The sequence below is a fragment of the Micromonospora deserti genome (assembly GCF_003236335.1).
Lineage (GTDB): Bacteria > Actinomycetota > Actinomycetes > Mycobacteriales > Micromonosporaceae > Micromonospora > Micromonospora deserti.
Window position 1 is genome coordinate 1 of sequence record NZ_POUB01000134.1, and the last position, 16,537, is coordinate 16,537.

General features: G+C 72.1%; 16 protein-coding genes. 8 read left to right on the forward strand and 8 right to left on the reverse strand.

The window, feature by feature from the left end:
* Positions 1-48 precede the first annotated feature (48 nt).
* From C1I99_RS18770 to C1I99_RS18795, 6 genes are all read left to right on the forward strand, one after another.
* Positions 49-1,296 carry a sugar ABC transporter substrate-binding protein gene (locus tag C1I99_RS18770; RefSeq protein ID WP_111135523.1) on the forward strand — a complete coding sequence of 416 codons (1,248 nt, stop codon included), beginning with the start codon at positions 49-51 and terminating at the stop codon, positions 1,294-1,296.
* Positions 1,297-1,332: 36 nt separating this feature from the next.
* The gene (locus C1I99_RS18775) at positions 1,333-2,322 is read left to right on the forward strand and encodes a carbohydrate ABC transporter permease (protein WP_111135524.1); all 990 of its coding nucleotides are present in this window, start codon (positions 1,333-1,335) and stop codon (positions 2,320-2,322) included.
* Complete coding sequence (locus C1I99_RS18780; protein WP_111135525.1) at positions 2,319-3,137, forward strand: carbohydrate ABC transporter permease; 819 nt, start codon at positions 2,319-2,321, stop codon at positions 3,135-3,137. Before C1I99_RS18775 ends, C1I99_RS18780 begins: the two co-directional genes overlap by 4 nt.
* A gap of 42 nt (positions 3,138-3,179) precedes the next feature.
* Entirely contained in the window at positions 3,180-5,186 is a 2,007-nt protein-coding gene (locus C1I99_RS18785) for a glycoside hydrolase family 127 protein (protein WP_111135526.1), read from the forward strand.
* Positions 5,183-6,982 (forward strand): amylo-alpha-1,6-glucosidase, encoded by a 1,800-nt coding sequence (locus tag C1I99_RS18790; RefSeq protein ID WP_111135527.1) that lies wholly within the window; start codon positions 5,183-5,185, stop codon positions 6,980-6,982. The genes C1I99_RS18785 and C1I99_RS18790 overlap by 4 nt, the downstream gene beginning before the upstream one ends.
* Positions 6,983-7,398: 416 nt before the next feature.
* The gene (locus tag C1I99_RS18795) at positions 7,399-8,301 is read left to right on the forward strand and encodes a calcium-binding protein (protein ID WP_158554081.1); all 903 of its coding nucleotides are present in this window, start codon (positions 7,399-7,401) and stop codon (positions 8,299-8,301) included.
* Between the two features lie 177 nt (positions 8,302-8,478).
* On the opposite strand, the gene C1I99_RS18800 is transcribed toward C1I99_RS18795, so the two are convergent.
* The 7 genes from C1I99_RS18800 to C1I99_RS18830 all read right to left on the reverse strand — a co-directional run bounded on the left by C1I99_RS18800 (position 8,479) and on the right by C1I99_RS18830 (position 14,542).
* Entirely contained in the window at positions 8,479-9,252 is a 774-nt protein-coding gene (locus C1I99_RS18800) for an ABC transporter permease (RefSeq protein ID WP_438941428.1), read from the reverse strand.
* A gap of 5 nt (positions 9,253-9,257) precedes the next feature.
* Positions 9,258-10,232 carry an ATP-binding cassette domain-containing protein gene (locus tag C1I99_RS18805; protein WP_111135530.1) on the reverse strand — a complete coding sequence of 325 codons (975 nt, stop codon included), beginning with the start codon at positions 10,230-10,232 and terminating at the stop codon, positions 9,258-9,260.
* Between the two features lie 78 nt (positions 10,233-10,310).
* Positions 10,311-11,156, reverse strand: a complete 846-nt coding sequence (locus C1I99_RS18810; RefSeq protein WP_111135531.1) for a DUF4097 family beta strand repeat-containing protein — start codon at positions 11,154-11,156, stop codon at positions 10,311-10,313.
* Between the two features lie 23 nt (positions 11,157-11,179).
* Positions 11,180-11,695: a toxin-antitoxin system HicB family antitoxin gene (locus tag C1I99_RS18815; RefSeq protein ID WP_111135532.1), complete on the reverse strand. Its 516-nt coding sequence runs from the start codon at positions 11,693-11,695 to the stop codon at positions 11,180-11,182.
* Between the two features lie 199 nt (positions 11,696-11,894).
* Entirely contained in the window at positions 11,895-12,686 is a 792-nt protein-coding gene (locus tag C1I99_RS18820) for an SDR family oxidoreductase (protein WP_111135533.1), read from the reverse strand.
* Positions 12,687-13,667 carry an LLM class F420-dependent oxidoreductase gene (locus C1I99_RS18825; RefSeq protein ID WP_111135534.1) on the reverse strand — a complete coding sequence of 327 codons (981 nt, stop codon included), beginning with the start codon at positions 13,665-13,667 and terminating at the stop codon, positions 12,687-12,689. It abuts the gene before it with no gap.
* Between the two features lie 206 nt (positions 13,668-13,873).
* Positions 13,874-14,542, reverse strand: a complete 669-nt coding sequence (locus C1I99_RS18830) for a maleylpyruvate isomerase N-terminal domain-containing protein (RefSeq protein ID WP_111135535.1) — start codon at positions 14,540-14,542, stop codon at positions 13,874-13,876.
* 131 nt (positions 14,543-14,673) lie between these two features.
* On the opposite strand from C1I99_RS18830, the gene C1I99_RS18835 reads away from it, so the two are divergent.
* Positions 14,674-15,126 (forward strand): YbhB/YbcL family Raf kinase inhibitor-like protein, encoded by a 453-nt coding sequence (locus C1I99_RS18835; RefSeq protein WP_111135536.1) that lies wholly within the window; start codon positions 14,674-14,676, stop codon positions 15,124-15,126.
* A 7-nt stretch (positions 15,127-15,133) separates the two neighbouring features.
* Here the strand turns inward: C1I99_RS18835 and C1I99_RS18840 are convergent, their stop codons facing one another.
* On the reverse strand, positions 15,134-16,021 hold the full coding sequence (locus tag C1I99_RS18840; RefSeq protein ID WP_111135537.1) for a phosphatase PAP2 family protein: 888 nt from the start codon (positions 16,019-16,021) through the stop codon (positions 15,134-15,136).
* Positions 16,022-16,104: 83 nt separating this feature from the next.
* Between C1I99_RS18840 and C1I99_RS18845 the strand changes: the two genes are divergently transcribed.
* The coding region (locus C1I99_RS18845) for a DUF3159 domain-containing protein (RefSeq protein WP_146603989.1) at positions 16,105-16,537 on the forward strand (433 nt) is incomplete at its 3' end.

Here is a 16,537-nt window from a genome sequence, read left to right on the forward strand (position 1 = left end):
CCCACCCACCCGCCAATGTGAACGCTCACACCACCAAGGAGGAACGCAATGACACGACTCTCGTGGCCCAGACGGGCGACGGCCGTCCTCGCCGCCGCCGCTCTCGGCGTGTCCGGCCTGACCGCCTGCTCGTCCGAACCGGAAGCCGCCGACGGCACGTACACCTGGTGGGACCCCTACCCCCAGCACGACGCCTCCTCGGCCTGGGCCAAGCGGGTCAACGCCTGCGGCGAGCAGGCCGGGGTCACGATCAACCGCACCGCGTACGACACCACCGCACTGACCAACCAGGCGCTCCTCGCCGGGCAGGAGGGCAACGCGCCCGACGTCATCCTGCTCGACAATCCCGCGGTCTCCACCCTCGCCGACGCCGGCATGCTCACCGCGATGAGCGACTTCGGCCTGGACACAGCGCGGTTCGACAAGAACCTCCTCGCCGCCGGCGAGCTGGACGGCAAGGCCTACGGCATCCCGATCGGCGCCAACACCCTCGCCCTGTTCTACAACAAGCGGATTCTCGACGGCGCGGGCGTGGACCCTGCCTCGATCAAGGACTGGGCCTCGCTCAACGCTGCCCTGCAAAAGGTCAAGACGTCGGGCAAGAAGGCGATCACCTTCTCCGCCATCGGCACCGAGGAGGGCTCCTTCCAGTTCCTGCCCTGGTTCTGGGGGGCCGGCGCGCAGCTGACCCAGCTCGACTCGCCGCAGGCGGTGGAGGCGCTGCAACTGTGGACCTCGTGGGTCCGGGACGGTATCGCGCCGAACTCCGTCATCAGCAACTCCCAGAACACCACCTGGGAGGAGTTCCTGACCGGCGAGTTCGCGTTCGCCGAGAACGGCACCTGGCAGATCGACAGCGCGGCGAAGGCGGACTTCCCCACCGGGATCATCCAGATCCCGGCGAAGAGCGGTGGGACCGCGCCGACCCCGACGGGCGGCGAGTTCATCACCGTGCCGGTGCAGAAGGACACCGGCCGCTACGACACCACCAAGAAGCTCCTCGAGTGCATGACGACGCCCGAGGGCCTGGTGGAGACCGGCACCACCTTCGCCTACTACATCCCCTCGACGGCGGACGGGCAGCAGGCGATCCTCGCCAAGAACCCCTCCCTGAAGCCGTGGGTCGACGCCGTCCGGTCCGCCAAGGGCCGCACCAGCGACAACCTCGGCACCGACTACCCGAAGATCTCCGAGGCCATGTGGACCGCGGTGCAGAAGGCGCTCAGCGGCGCGGCCACCCCGGCCGCCGCGCTCAGCGCCGCGCAGTCCCAGGCCAAGTCGGCCACGAACGGCTGAGCCACCGCCGCCGGTCACGGACGAACGAGGACGACCATGAGCCCCACCCGCACCGACGCGATCGGCGCCCTGGGCCGTACGGACGAGGCGGCGGCGGACATCCGGTCCGCCGCCGCCCCCCGGCCCCACGGCCGACGACGAGGCCAACGCTCCCGGCACTGGGCGGCGTTCGCGTTTCTCGCACCGCTCATCGCCTACCTGACCGCGTTCTACGCCTACCCGCTGTACCGCAACATCGAGCTCAGCGTCCACGACTACACGCCGCGCGCCTTCGTCCAGGGCAATCCGCGGTTCGTCGGGCTGGACAACTACCTCGACATATTCACCAACGACACCTTTGTTCAGGCCCTTCGAAACACAGCCGTGTTCACGCTGGGCTCGATCGCCCTGCAGTACGCGCTCGGCCTCGCCCTCGCGGTGTTCTTCCACCGCAACTTCCGGCTCGCCGGGGTGCTGCGCGCGATGTTCCTCGTGCCGTGGCTGCTCCCCCTGATCGTCTCCGCCTCGACCTGGTCGTGGATGCTCAACAGTGAGAACGGCATCGTCAACGCGGCGCTCCAGGCGTTCGGGATCGGGCAGATCAACTGGCTCACCTCCCCGGACACGTCGCTGCTGGCCGTCACCATCGCCAACATCTGGCTCGGCGTCCCGTTCAACCTGGTGATCCTCTACGCCGGACTGCAGAACATCCCCAAGGACCTCTACGAGGCGGCCGGACTCGACGGGGCGACACCGTGGCAGCAGTTCTGGCGGGTCACCGTTCCGCTGCTCCGACCGGTGTCGGCGATCACCCTGCTGCTCGGCCTGATCTACACGCTCAAGGTCGTCGACATCATCTGGATCATGACCACGGGCGGCCCGGCTGACGCATCGACCACCCTCGCGGTCTGGTCGTACCGGGAGGCGTTCGGCAGCGGGCAGCCGGACTTCTCGCCGGCCGCGGCCGTCGGCAACCTGCTCATCCTCATCGCGCTCGTTGCCGGGCTCGCCTACGTACGCCTGCAGCGTCGGGAGGACCACCGATGACCACGCACCGACCGTGGTGGAAGACCGTGCTCGGCATCGCGCTGACCGCACTGATGCTCTTCCCCGTCTACTGGATGTTCAACGTCTCGCTCACCAGGACAAGGGACATGCGCGCCGATCCGCCGCACTGGTTCCCCTGGGATCCGACGATCGAGGGCTACACGGCGGCCCTGGACCAACAGCTTCCCGCGCTGGCCACCAGCCTGTTCATCGGGCTCGGCACCGTCGTCCTGACCCTGCTGATCGGCCTGCCCGCCGGGTACTCCCTGGCGAAGCTGCACCCGCCCGGCGCCCGCACCATCGATTTCCTGCTCCTGGTCGCGCAGATGATCCCCGCGGTGGTGATGGCCATGGGCTTCTACGCGATCTACATCAGGCTGGGCATCCTCAACACCGTGTGGGGACTGATCATCGCCGACTCCACCGTGGCCGTCCCCTTCGCCGTGCTGCTGTTCCGGGCCTTCATCGCCGGCATCCCCGGCGATCTGTCGGCGGCGGCACAGATCGACGGCGCGGGCAACTGGCGGACCTTCCGGTCCGTCATCCTGCCGCTGAGCCGCAACTCGATCATCACTGTGGCCCTCTTCGCGTTCCTGTGGGCCTGGTCGGACTTCATCTTCGCCTCCACGCTCAGCCGGAACAGCGACGCGATCCCGATCACGCTCGGCATCTTCCGCTACATCGGCAACAACACCACCCAGTGGAACTCGATCATGGCCACGGCCGTGATCGCGTCCATCCCCGCGGCCTTCCTCCTCGTCCTCGCGCAGCGCTTCGTCGCGGCCGGTGTCACCGCCGGCGCTGTGAAGGACTGACCGCTCCACTCTCCACGCCACCAAACCAAGCGAGGCCACAGAATGATCGACGGTACCGCCCACGCCGACCAGCGGAACGCCCTCGACGACGCCGGTCCGGGCCCGCGGAGCGGCTGCCCGGTGCTGCCAGCCCGCGGTCCGGTCCGCCCGCTCGGGCTGGCGCACGCCACCATCACCGGAGGGTTCTGGGGCAGCCGCCAGGACGTCAACGCGACGGCGACGCTGGCCCACTGCGAATCGTGGATGGAGCGGGTCGGCTGGCTAGCGAACTTCGACCGGGTCGCCGAGGGATCGACCGCGCCGGACCGTCCCGGTTGGTCGTTCTCCGACTCCGAGGTGTACAAGCTCATCGAGGCCCTGTGCTGGGAGGCCGGCCGGAGCGGGGACGCCGCGGCCGAGACCGCGATCAAGCGGCTCACCGCCCGCGTCGCACGGGCGCAGGACAGCGACGGCTACCTCAACACCTGCTTCGGCCATGACCGGCAGCCGCCGCGGTACAGCGACATGGAGATGGGCCACGAGCTCTACAACACCGGCCACCTCCTGCAGGCGGCCACGGCCCGGCTGCGTACCGTCGGCGAGGACGACCTGGTTAAGGTGGCCCGCCGGGCCGCGGACCACGTGTGCCGGACGTTCGGCGCGGACGGCGTGCCCGCCATCTGCGGGCATCCGGAGATCGAGGTGGGGCTGGCCGAGTTCGGCCGGGCGCTCGGGGTGGACCGGTACGTCGAGCAGGCCCGGCTGTTCCTCGAACGCCGTGGGCACGGCACCCTGCGCGACGTCCCCCTGGGCCGCGGCTACTTCCAGGACGACCTGCCCATCCGGCAGGCCGGCGTCTGGCGTGGGCACGCCGTGCGCGCGCTCTACCTCACCGCCGCGGCGGTCGACGTGGCCGTCGACCGTGCCGACGACGAGCTGCTCACCGCGGTGCAACGGCAGTGGCGACGCTCGGTCGCGCGCCGGACCTTCATCACCGGCGGCATGGGTTCCCGGCACCAGGACGAGGGGTTCGGCGAGGACTGGGAACTGCCTCCGGACCGGGCGTACTGCGAGACCTGCGCGGGGGTCGCCTCCATGATGGTCTCGTGGCGGCTCTTCCTCGCCACCGGCGACACCCGCTACACCGACCTGATCGAACGGACCCTCTTCAACGTCATCGCGACCTCGCCGAGCAGCGACGGCAAGGCGTTCTTCTACGCCAACCCCCTGCACCAGCGGGTGCCCGGCCCGCCGACCGACGAGACCCAGGTCAGTCCACGGGCCGAGGCGGGCACCCGGGCCCCGTGGTTCGACGTGTCCTGCTGCCCCACCAACGTCGCCCGAACCCTGGCCAGCCTCGCCGGCTACCTCGCCACCACCGACGGCGACAGCCTCCAGATCCACCAGTACGCGCCCAGCACCATCCGGGCCGACCTGCCCGGTGGCAGGCAGGTGGCCGTCCGGGTGGAGACGGACTACCCGACGAGCGGATCCATCCGGGTGCACGTGACCGGTGACGCCGCGCAGCCGTGGACGCTGGCCCTGCGGGTCCCGGCGTGGGCGGCCGGCGCCCGGCTCGTCGAGGGCGGGCGGACCCGACCCGTCGAGCCGGGCATGGTCACCGTACGGCGTGCGTTCCGCGCCGGCGACGTGGTCCGCCTCGACCTGCCGATGCAGCCCCGCTTCACCTGGCCCGACCGGCGCATCGACGCCGTCCGGGGCTGCGTCGCCGTCGAGCGGGGCCCGGAGGTGCTCTGCGTCGAATCCCTCGACCTTCCGCACCCCGACCTGCTGCACGCCCTGGAGATCGACCCGTCGGTCCCGCCGAGCGGGCACACCGACGGCGCCCGGGTACGTGGCCGGCTGGTCGCGCACCCTGACAATGACTGGCCGTACGCCGCCACCCCCACCGCCGGCGACCCCGTGGACGGCGGGGGCGACGCCGGCTGGTTCGAGGTGCCCCTGCGCCAGTACCACTCGTGGGCTCGGCGTGGTCCGACCGGCATGCGCATCTGGCTGCCCACGGCGCACCGCGAGCCCGCCACCGGACAGAAGACGCCGGCCAGGTGAACGCCTCGTCCGGCCCGGTCTTCTCCCTCGGGCAGATCCCGTTCAGCCACATCGGATCCTGGTTCAACTTCTCGCCGGTGATCGCCGAGGGGACGTACGCCGACGACGTGCACCTGGTGTCGCACCAGACGCGACTGCATCCCGTGCTCCGGCTGACCCCACTGGCCGGGACGGGCCGCGTCGACGCCCAGGTCTCCGCCGTCCCGGCCGTGCTCACCTGGCACCACCACGGCAGCACCATCGAGCTCGCCTACGAGTCGGCGGAGGCGGTGCGACTTCGTGGTCGCGGCCTGGGTCTGGCCCTCTCCGCCACGAACCCGGAGCTCACCCCCTTCAGCGGCGCGTACTTCCTCCAGGACCCGGTCGACGGCTCCTACCTGTTCACCCAGTACGAGACCGGTCGACGCTACCGGGTCACGGTGCTGGCCGGGCGCGTCGCCGAGCTCACCGGGGTCCAGTCCCTCGGCGCGACCGGCCGCGGTCTCACCCTCGACGGCACCGTCGAGTGGGAGATCGCGATCGAGGAGTACGAGTCGGCCCGGGCACCGTACCGGGCGGACCGGGCGTTCGACCGGGTCGTCGACGGCGCCCGGGAATCGTTCCGGACCTTCGCCGACGCGGTGGCGCCCTGGCGTGACGACCACACGCCCGCCGCCGAGCTGGCGGCCTACGTGGTGTGGTCGGCGACGGTCCGCCCGGCGGGTTTCGTCACCCGACCGGCTGTGCTCATGTCCAAGCACTGGATGGACAAGGTCTGGAGCTGGGACCACTGCTTCAACGCGCTGGCACTGGTGGCCGGAGACCCCTCACTCGCCTGGGACCAGTTCCGGTTGATGTGGGACCACCAGGACCAGAGCGGGGCGCTGCCCGACTCGATCACCCACTCCGAGACGTTGTTCAACTTCGTCAAGCCGCCCATCCACGGGTGGGCGGTGCACCGGATGCGCCGGGCCGGGCAGGCCAACCCCGGCGAGTTGACCGAGATGTACCGGCGGCTCGAGCGGTGGACGACGTTCTGGCTGACCCATCGCCGGACACCGGGCAGCCCGCTGCCGCATTACCAGCACGGCAACGACAGCGGCTGGGACAACGCGACGACCTTCGACCCCCAGCGTGCCGTCGAGTCGGCGGACCTCGCCGCGTACCTCGTCCTCCAGCTGCGCGAACTCGCCGCCCTCGCCCGGGTCATCGGCGACGACGACGCCGCCGGGCGCTGGGACGCCGCCGCCACCCGGATGCGCACCGACCTGCTGGCACACCTGTGGAACGGTCGGCGGTTCGTCGCCCGCTGTGCGGTGTCGCGACGGACGTGGAGCAGCGACAGCCTGCTGGACCTCATGCCCATCGTGCTGGGCGAGGAACTCCCCCCCGACGTCAGCGCGCGGCTCGCCGAACGTCTCACCGCACACCTGACCCCGCACGGCCTGGCAACCGAGCTGACAACCTCCCCGCGCTACGAGCCCGACGGCTACTGGCGCGGCCCGGTGTGGGCGCCCTCCACCGTGCTCGTCGAGGACGGCCTACGCCGCGCCGGCCACATCGACCTCGCCGACGCCATCAGTGATCGGTTCCGCCTGCTGTGCGAGAGATCCGGGTTCGCGGAGAACTTCGACGCGCTGACCGGCGTCGGACTGCGCGATCGCGCGTACACCTGGACGGCAAGCGCGTACCTGATCCTCGCGGCCGCGCACCAGCAACGCCGCCGTGGCGCCCCGCGGCCACGGTCGGACGGGGAGGCGACCCGGGCGGCGGGGGTCTCGGCGCCGTCCGGGGGGCACCACTCCGTTCTTGGCTAGACGCCGGGCGGCGCGCCGCGCCGGCGCGGGATCGGTGACACGAACGGCTCTGGCACAGCAGCGGTGGCGGGGCAACTCCACAGTGGCCCGTCGGAGTGGGGCATGCCGACGCCGGTGTGCCCGAGCGCGCCCCGCCCCGCGATCCGGGCGATTTCGAGACAGGGAAGGGGTAGGCGATCCGGCCGCACAGGGTCATCGTGCGTGGGTCGACAAGCCAGCGACGGGGGACCTCCGCGTGGTACTCGATGCCGACCACAGCGGTGTCGCCCTTACGACCATCGACACAAGCTGATCACTTTCTGCGATAGCATCGTCACACCCCGCAGCCCTGCATGTATCGATGGCCTGGCTCCGGACGCCCCTTGCCGAGGAGCCACCCCGCTCCGAAGCCGGTGGAAGGGAATCTCATGCAACCCGTGCGAAACCGCCCCCGCCGACACATCGGTACCCGGGCACTGGCCACCACCGCCAGCCTGACCCTTGTCTCCGCCTTGGTCACCGCACCGGCCGCCCACGCCACCACCACCTGCAACGGCTTGCCCGTGACCATCCACGGCACCAACGGCAACGACACCATCGTCGGAACCGACGGCGACGATGTGATCGCTGGCCTTGGCGGCAACGACACCATCTCCGGCCTGTTCGGCAATGACGTGATCTGTGCCGGCGGTGGGAACGACACGGTCTACGGTGAATCGGAGACCATTGTTTCCCCGGGCGCGATACCGACCAGCAACGACAGCATCTTCGGTGAGGGCGGCAACGACCTGCTCGTCGGGGACATAGGGACCGCCAGCCTCGTCGTTGGTGCGGGCGTCGTTGGCGGTGACGATTACATTGACGGCGGCGAAGGCGGCGACACGATCGCGGGCACCACCCTCACCGGGACGCTGACTAGCGTGAACGTCTCGGCCACGGTCAACAATGATCATCTCATCGGCGGGCCAGGAGCCGATGTCATCTACGGCCATGCCCAGGCGGTGGAGATCATCGCCGGTGGCTCCATCAGCCTCAACGGCGGCAACACCATCATCGACGGCGGCGACGGGGCCGATGTCTTGTACGGTGACTTCGAGACCTACACCATCACGGTGACCGGAACGGCTACCGTCGCTGGTTGGCGCGACACCATCTTCGGCGGCGGCGGCAGCGACACCATCTATGGCGATGCGAAGAACGGCAACGGGAACGTCACCCCGCTTCCCCCGGGCACCAACGACACCATCGACGGCGGCCCAGAAGCCAACGACATCGCCGACGCCGGCCCCGGCACCGACACCTGCACCAACGTCGAGAACGCAACCGACTGCGAACTCTGAACCCGGCATGCCGGAGCGGCTAGCGCCCGGCACCACCACCGAGCACGCCTGCGCGAGGCCATGCGCGCTGGGCCTGAGATATGCCCGCGGGCCTGCTCGCCAAGCAGTTCGCCGGCGAGCAGGCCGATTGCGGTGGAACGCTCGGTTCCGGGTCGACGTCCCGGTGGCGGCCCGCCCCTAACGGGTAGCGCGCTGGTTGTACTTGCGCTTGGCCCACAGGTAAGACACCAGCGAGATCCCTGCGCACCAGGCGAGCGCGGTGATCGCACTGGTGCCGATCCCGGAGCCGAGCAACAGCCCGCGCAGGGTCTCGATGATCGGCGTGAACGGCTGGTACTCAGCGAAGGTGCGCAGCCCGGCCGGCATCGTCTCAGTGGGCACGAATCCGCTGCCCAGGAACGGCAGCAGGCTCAGGAACATGGGCGTGTTGCTGGCCGTCTCGACGCTGTCAGCGACCATCCCGAGCGCGACGGCGAACCAGGTCAGCGCGAACGCGGTCGCAGTCAGCACGCCGAGCACGGCGAGCCACTCGAGCGCGGTGGCGTTCGGGCGGAAGCCGATGAGCAGGGCGACGCCGAGCACGGCGAGCAGCGCCAGAAGGTTCTGCACCAGACTGCCGAGCACGTGCCCGGTCAGCAGCGAGATCCGGGCGATGGCCATGCTGCGGAACCGGTCGACGATGCCCTCGGTCATGTCCATCGCCACCGAGATGGCGGTGCCGGCGGCGGCCCCGGCCATGGTGAACAGCAGGATGCCCGGGGTCAGGTAGTTCACATAAGCGGAGCGGTCGCCGCCGATCCCGGCGCCGAGCGTGCCGCCGAAGACGTAGGCGAAGAGCAGCAGGAAGATGACCGGCATGCCGATCAGCAGCCCGGTCAGCGACGGGTAGCGCCGCAGGTGCAGCAGCTGCCGGCGCAGCATGGTCCGGGAATCGGTGAGGGCGTGGGCCATGGTGGTCACCGGGAGATCTCCTCGGAAGTCGCATCGGTGGTGGCGGGCGCGCCGGTGAAGGCGAAGAACACGTCGTCCAGATCCGGGGTGTGGATCGTCAGGTGGTCGGGCTCGGCCCGTACCCGATCGAGCGTGTTCAGCACGGCGCGCAACGAGGCGACGTCGCCGTCGCTGGGTACCTGCAGGGTCAGCGCGTCGTCGTCGCGGTGCGCCGTGTCCAGCACCGCGGCCGCCGCGTGCAACGTGTCCGGTTCGGTGAAGCGCAGCAGCAAGTGCCCGCCGGGGATCCGGCGTTTGAGCTCGTCCGGTGTGCCCTCGACGACGATGCGGCCGTGGTCCAGCACCGCGATCCGATCGGCGAGCTGATCCGCCTCCTCGAGGTACTGGGTGGTGAGGAATACCGTGACGCCCTCGGCGACCAGTTCCCGGACGATCTGCCACATCGCATGCCGGCTGCGCGGATCGAGGCCGGTGGTGGGCTCGTCCAGAAAGATCAATCGGGGGTTGCCGACCAGGGTCATCGCCAGGTCCAGGCGGCGCTGCTGGCCGCCGGAGAGCAGCGACACCGGCTTTCGTGCCGATTCGCCGAGGTCGAAGCGCTCGATCAGCCGGGCCACCCGCCGGCCACCTTCGGTCCGGCCGAGCCGGTGCAGGTCGGCCATCAGCCGCAGGTTCTCCTGTACGGTCAGCAGGCGATCGACGGCCGCGAACTGGCCGGTGAGGCCGATCGCCGCACGTACCTCGTCGGCATCGCGGGCCAGGTCGTGCCCGGCGACGCGGATCGAGCCGCTGTCGGGCGGCAGCAGGGTGGCGAGGATCCGCACCATGGTCGTCTTGCCGGCGCCGTTCGGGCCGAGCAGGGCGAAGACGGTGCCCTCGGTGACGGTCAGGTCGATGCCGTCGAGGACCACCTTCGCACCGAAGGTCTTGCGCAGGCCGGCCACCGAGACGGCGGGCCGGGTGGTGACTGTCGTTGTCATCTACGCCTCCTGGCGGTTTTCGGGCAGGGGCCATCGCCGGCCGGGGCACGAGCGCCACGGCCGGGACGGCGGGGTGGGTCAGGAGCGGTGGATCAGGATGTCGCCGAACGCCGTACGCGCGCGCACCTCGGCCTGCTCATCGGTCTCGGTGGGACCGGCGGTGGCCGTCATCTCGTTGTGGACCTTGCCGTACTGGGTGTGCACGTCGAGCCGGGCGGCGGTGCCCGGCCGGATGCCGATCTCGATGCGGCCGGCGGCGCTGCGCAGCGTCGCCGAGCCCCGGACCAGCTCGCGGACGCGGATGTCGCCGTTGGCGGTGTTCGCGGTTATCGAGGCGGCGGTGTGGTCCGCCGCGATGTCGCCGTTGGCGGAGCTGATCTGCAGATCACTACCGGCGTGGCCGATCCAGGTCTCGCCGTTGCCGTTCTTGAGCACGGCCGGCCCGGCGACCGAGCGCACCTGTAGCTTGCCCGAGCCGGTGGTCAGCTTGGCGTCGCCGGTGACGGTCTCGGCGGTCAGCAGCCCCATCCCGGTCGTCAGGGACAGGCTCTCGGCCTGCTCGACCTGCAGGTCGCCGGCGCCGCTGCGCAGCCGGCAGCCGCCCAGTGCCCCGGTGCAGCGGACCGCGCCGACGCCCAGCTTGGCCTCGAGATCGGTGCCGGCCGGCAGCTCGACGAGCACGTCGACGGCGCCGACCCTGCCGAATATGCCGAGGCCGGGTTGGCGGGGGCCGCGTACGGTCAGGGTGCCGGATGCGAACTCCACGCGGGTCTGCTCGGCGGCACGCACATCCCGGTTATCGGTGTCGTCTGCCGGGCGTACGTGCACGACGGTGTCCGGCCGCTCGCTCGCGACCACCCGCAGCTCACCGGCGGTGAGCTCGACGGAGGCGGTGATGGGCCCGGGAGTGTCGAAGGTGGGCATGGGGATTCTCCTTCTCCTCGAAGTCAGCGGACCCAGCCGGTGTAGCGCTGGCCGCCGCTGGTCGCGCTTCCGGTCGCGGGACGCCCCGTGTCGCTGTCGGCCGCGGCGGCCGCGGCCCGGATCAGCCAGGTGTTGATCGAGACACCGGCGCGGGCGGCGGCCTGCTCGACGCGGTTCTTCAGGTGTTCCGGCAGGCGCAGGCTGATCCGCACGGTCGCCTCGTCCTCGCCCGGGGTCGGAGCTGGTGCCGGACGGGGCGGCGGCGGGGCGGCTGACTGATCGGTCCACGGGTCTGCGGGCGGCGGCGTCACGACGAAGCTGGGCTCGCGGTTGCGCAGCCGCAGGTCCACGGAGCCGGGAGCGAGATCGCGGGTGATCTCGGCGGCCGCCTCGGAGAGGGCGTCGAGCAGGGCGAGCCTGGCTGCGGACTCGAGTGGCGCGGTGAGCCGCTCGGCTAGCTCGCGGGCGTCATCGCCGCCGGTTGCGGCGGCGAGCGCGAGCTCGTGGCGCAGGGCGTCGATGTAGGGGCGCAGGTCCATGGTGCCACTATGGCATCACTTTGATGCCATACGCAACCACGTGGCATCACCGTGATGCCTGAAGTCAGCCGCCAGTTCAGTGCTGGTACGGGCGCCATCAGCACCACGAGACCAGGGCGAGCAGCACGGTACCGCCGATGGCGCGTAGGGGCGTGTCAGGGAGCGAGGACTTGCCGTCGACCGGCGACGAGGACGTACCTCAGGCGCGGAGGCGGCGGACGAGCTTGCGCAGGCCGGCCTGCCAGCCGTCGGGGTCCTCGGCGCGGCGGCGCGCGTACGCGGCGACCTCGGGGTGCGGGAGGATGAGGAAGCGCTCCTCGGCCAGCCCGGCGATCACGGAGTCGGCGACCTCGTCCGGAGTGAGCACCGCCCCGGAGGCGGCGATCACCCGAGCGCCCAGGTGCCCGGCGGCCAGCCCGTCGGCGAGCATCGGGGTGTCCACGCCCTGCGGGCAGAGCGCGCTGACCCGGATCCCCTGGTCGCGGTAGGTGATCGCGAGCCACTCCGCGAAGCCCACTGCGGCGTGCTTGGTGGCGGTGTACGCAGCGTCCCCGACCGCGGTCAGCACGCCCGCCGCCGAGCAGGTCATCAGCAGATGGCCGCCGCCCCGGGCGAGCATCGCCGGCAGCACCGCCCGGGCGGCGTACACGTGGGAGAGCACGTTCACCCGCCAGGCGCGGTCCCAGCCGGCGTCGTCGACCTCCACACCCCCGCCGGTGGACACGCCCGCGTTGGCGCAGAACAGGTCGATCCGGCCGTACCGCTGCTCGGTGTCGGCGACCAGCGTGCGGACCTGCTCCTCGTCGGTGACGTCCATGCCGACGGCGCGGGCGACCGGGCCGACGCCGGCGGCCACCGCGCGGGCCGCCCCGGCGTCCAGGTCGGCCACCACGACCGCGGCGGCGCCCTCGGCGGCGAACCGCCGGGCCAGCGCCGCGCCGATGCCGCCGGCCCCGCCGGTGATCACCACCACCCGGTCGGTCAGGTTCACTCAGGCCACCTCCGTGCCGGCATCGCCGAGGCGGGCGATCAGGTCAGCCAGCGCCGCCGCGCCGCCGGCGGTCAGCTCGGGCGTGGGCAGAAGCGCCAGCACCGGAACGTCCACCCCGGCGTCGGCGTAGCGGCGGACCTGCTCCCGGCAGCGCTCCGGCGAGCCGTGCAGCACCAGCGCGTCGACCACCCCGTCGGGCACGGCGGCACCGGCGCCGCGCCGGTCGCCGGCCGCCCAGGCCCGCCACATCGGCCCGAGCAGCTCCTCCCGGCCGAGCCAGCGGTGGAACTCGGCGTACGCCGGCACGGTGAGGTAGCTGGTGATCAGCCGGCGGCCCAGCGCGCGGGCGTGCGCGGCGTCCTCGGTGGGGCAGACGAAGATGCGGGAGACCACCTCGAAGCCGGCCCGCCGCCTGCCCAGCTCGGCGAGCGCACGCGGGACGTCCGTGGCGGCGAGCCAGTTGAGGATCACCCCGTCGGCCTCGGCGGCGGCCAGCCGCAGCATCCCGGGCCGCAGCGCGGCGAGCAGCAGCGGCGGTGGCACGGCCGGCGGTCGTTCCAGGGTGAACCGGCGGATGGTGAAGGTGTCGTACGCCTGGTCGACCGTCGCGCCGGACAGCGCCGCGCGCAGGAACCGCAGCACGTCGCGGGTACGCCGGAAGGGCTCGGTGAAAGGGATCGCGTTCCAGTCGCCGACCAGCACCGGCGAGGAGGCGCCGATGCCGAGGGCGAACCGGCCGGGGGCCGCCTCGGCGAGCGCGGCGGCGCTCATCGCCAGCAGGCCCGGACCCCGGGTGAAGACCGGCGCGATCGCGGTGCCCAGGCGCAGCCGGGGCTGCCAGGCGGCGGCGAGCGCCAGCGGGGTGAACGCGTCGGCCCCGGCGACCTCGGAGGACCACAGGTCGGTGAACCCGGCCCGGTCGAGGGCCGCGTAGACCGCGGCGTGGTCGGCGAGCGGGATCCCGCCCAACGGCACGGTCATGCCCCATCGCTTCGTCACCGGTCGATGGTGCCCGCTCGCCAGGGCAGGGAGCAAGATCGGCGGGCGGGTTTCCCGGATGGCGCCGGGCCTGATGTGATCACCGCCCTGGTGGCGAGCATGGTGATGGGTGCCGGCGTTCGCGGGGACCGGCCCGGCCTTCGCCGGTGGTACGTGGTCGCAGGCGGGCTCGCCGGGTAGCGCGGGTGTCAGCCGCCGAAGGAGAGCCAGCGGAAGCCGGCGGCGTCGACGGCGGCCCGCTCCCGGTCGGTGAGCTCGGCCCGGCCGGTCGCCTTGCGGATCAGGGTGAGCCGGTCCCAGCCCAGCTCGGCCGGGACAGCCCGGCCGCCGGTGAGCAGGTCGGCGACGACCTGCGCCGCGGTCGGCGTCAGCCACGGCGGCCGGTCCAGCGCCGCCGCCAGGTCCAGGCCGTGCACGCCAACCTCCACCACCCGGGTACGCAGGAACTCGGCGAGGGCCATCGCGTCGCCGTGCCGGGTGCGTACCACCCGGCCGGGCGGTGCGGCGTCGACCGCGTCGAGGGCGGCCCGCCAGGCCCGGTCGAAATCCGCCACCAGCGCCGGGCCGTCGAGTTCCCGGGCCTCCCGCCGGCCGCCCTCGATCCGGGCGGCGTCCACCGGCGGGGTGAACTTGGCGGCGCCGTAATAGCCGCCGGCGTCCACCTCGGCGTGCGGCGGGGCCGGCGCGGCGAGCATGTCCACCAGGCGTCCGGCACCGGTGCGTACGTGCGCCAGCAGCTCCCGCACGGTCCACGGCCGGCAGTCGGTGGGGCGGTCGAGGTCCACCTCGTCGAGGCCGAGCAGCACCTCGCCCAGCCGTGCGCACTCGTCCCGGAACGCCGCCCGTACCGTCTGCATTCGTCCTCCCCCGTCCACGTCCGCCGCCGGTACCCTCTCACACCCCCGTCGGCACGACGGGCGCCCGCCGCGGCTGTTTCGACACCCGCCGTACGGGTACGTGCCACCGGACCGGAAAGGAGCGTGCAGGGATGGCCGGGATCATGATGCGCAGCCCCGCGTTCAACGACCACGACCGGCTGCCGGATCGCTTTTCCCGCGACGGGGGCAACCTCTCACCGCCGCTGGAGTGGTCCGGGGTGCCGGACGGGACGACCGAGCTGGTCCTGATCGTCGAGGATCCGGATGCCGGGCGGGTACCGTTCCTGCACTGGCTGGTCACCGGGATCGGGGCCGGTTCGGCCGGGGTACCCGAGGGTGGGGTGCCGCTGGGCGGCCGGGAGTGGCCGAACGGCTTCGGCACGACGGGGTGGGGCGGTCCCCAGCCGCCGCGCGGCGACGACCCGCACCGGTACTTCTTCCGGCTCTACGCGGTGGACCAGCCGTTGGAACTGCCCGACGCGCCGCAGGCGGACGACGTGCACCGGGCACTGGTCGACAAGGAGTTCGCCAGCGGCACGATGGTGGGCACCTACGCCCGCTGACCGCCGGTCAGCCCTGGTAGCGGGGCACGAGCCGGTGCACGGCGGCGAGCACCAGCGCCATCACCACCCCCATCGTCCCCGCGATGCCCGCGGCGCTGCCCGCGTAGGCGACGAAGAGGGGCCGGCGGGTCATCTCGTCCGGCGCGGTGCCGCGCAGGTCGACCAGCCAGGACAGGGCGAGCGCGCAGGCCACCACCGCCAGCAGGCCGCCGACGCCGAGCGCCGCCGCGGCGAGCCGGTGCGCGTCGGCGGACTCCACCTGCGCCCGCTCCCGTTGGGTGACCAGGAGCAGCAGCCCGGCCAGCGCGGCCCAGACGCCCACGACCAGGAACGCTGCCGCCGCGTCGCTGGGCCGGTGCCAGCCGGCGGACATCGTCGCCACCCCGGCGGTCGCGGCGTAGCCGGCACCGACGAAGGCGCCGAGCGCCCGCACCGTACGCGGCAGGACAAGCACCAGCGCCACCGCCACCGAGGCCGCGACCGTGGCGTGCCCGCTGGGCAGGCTGTTGCCGGCGTACGCCCGTTCCATGTCGATGCCGAAGTCGGGCCGGGTCAGTCCGTACTTGAGCAGTTGGGTGGTGACGTTGGCGCCGACGATCAGCAGGGTGGCCGTGACGGCCAGGGCGATCCGCCCCCGCATCAGCGCGATGAAGCCGATCACCGCGGTCGCCGCCAGCAGGGACACCACGGACATCGCGTTGAGGATCCGGTCCACCGGACCGTCGATCCGGTCCTGGCCGATCCGGTTGCCGGTCAACGCCACGGTGTCGATCCACTGGCCCAGCTCGGCGTGCACGGCGACGCGCCACACGACGAGGAACGCGAGCGCCTGGACGACCGCCAGCACGACCAACCAGACCGCGGTCCAACCCCTCGCCCTCGCACGCACCCGCACACGGTATCGGCAGGCCCGGGCGGGACGGCCGGAGGCCCGCCGCCGTCACCCGGCTACCTTGGGGCGGACGCGAGGAGGTGACCGTGACCAGCACACCGGAGCACACGACCCCGCCGGCGGACCGGGCGGAGCCGCCCGCGGCCCGGCCCGAGTCGCTCGCCGACCTGCTCGGCGGGCGGCGGGGCGCGGTCGACGCGACCCTGCCGCCGGTCGCCTTCGCCGTCGGCTGGCTGGCCACCGGGCAATCCATCTGGGGCGGGGTCGCCGCGGCCGTGGTGGCCGGGGCGGCGGTGGCCGGGTGGCGGCTGCGCCGGGGCGACCGGCCCCGATCGGTGCTGATCGGGCTGCTCGCCGTCTGCGTGGCCGCGCTGATCGCGTTGCGCACCGGCCGTGCCGAGGATTTCTTCCTGGTCCAGCTGCTGTCCAACGCGGCCAGCGCGCTCGTCTGGCTGGTCAGCATCGTGGTGCGGTGGCCGCTGCTCGGGGTGGTGGTCGGCGTCGCGCTGGGGCAGCGGG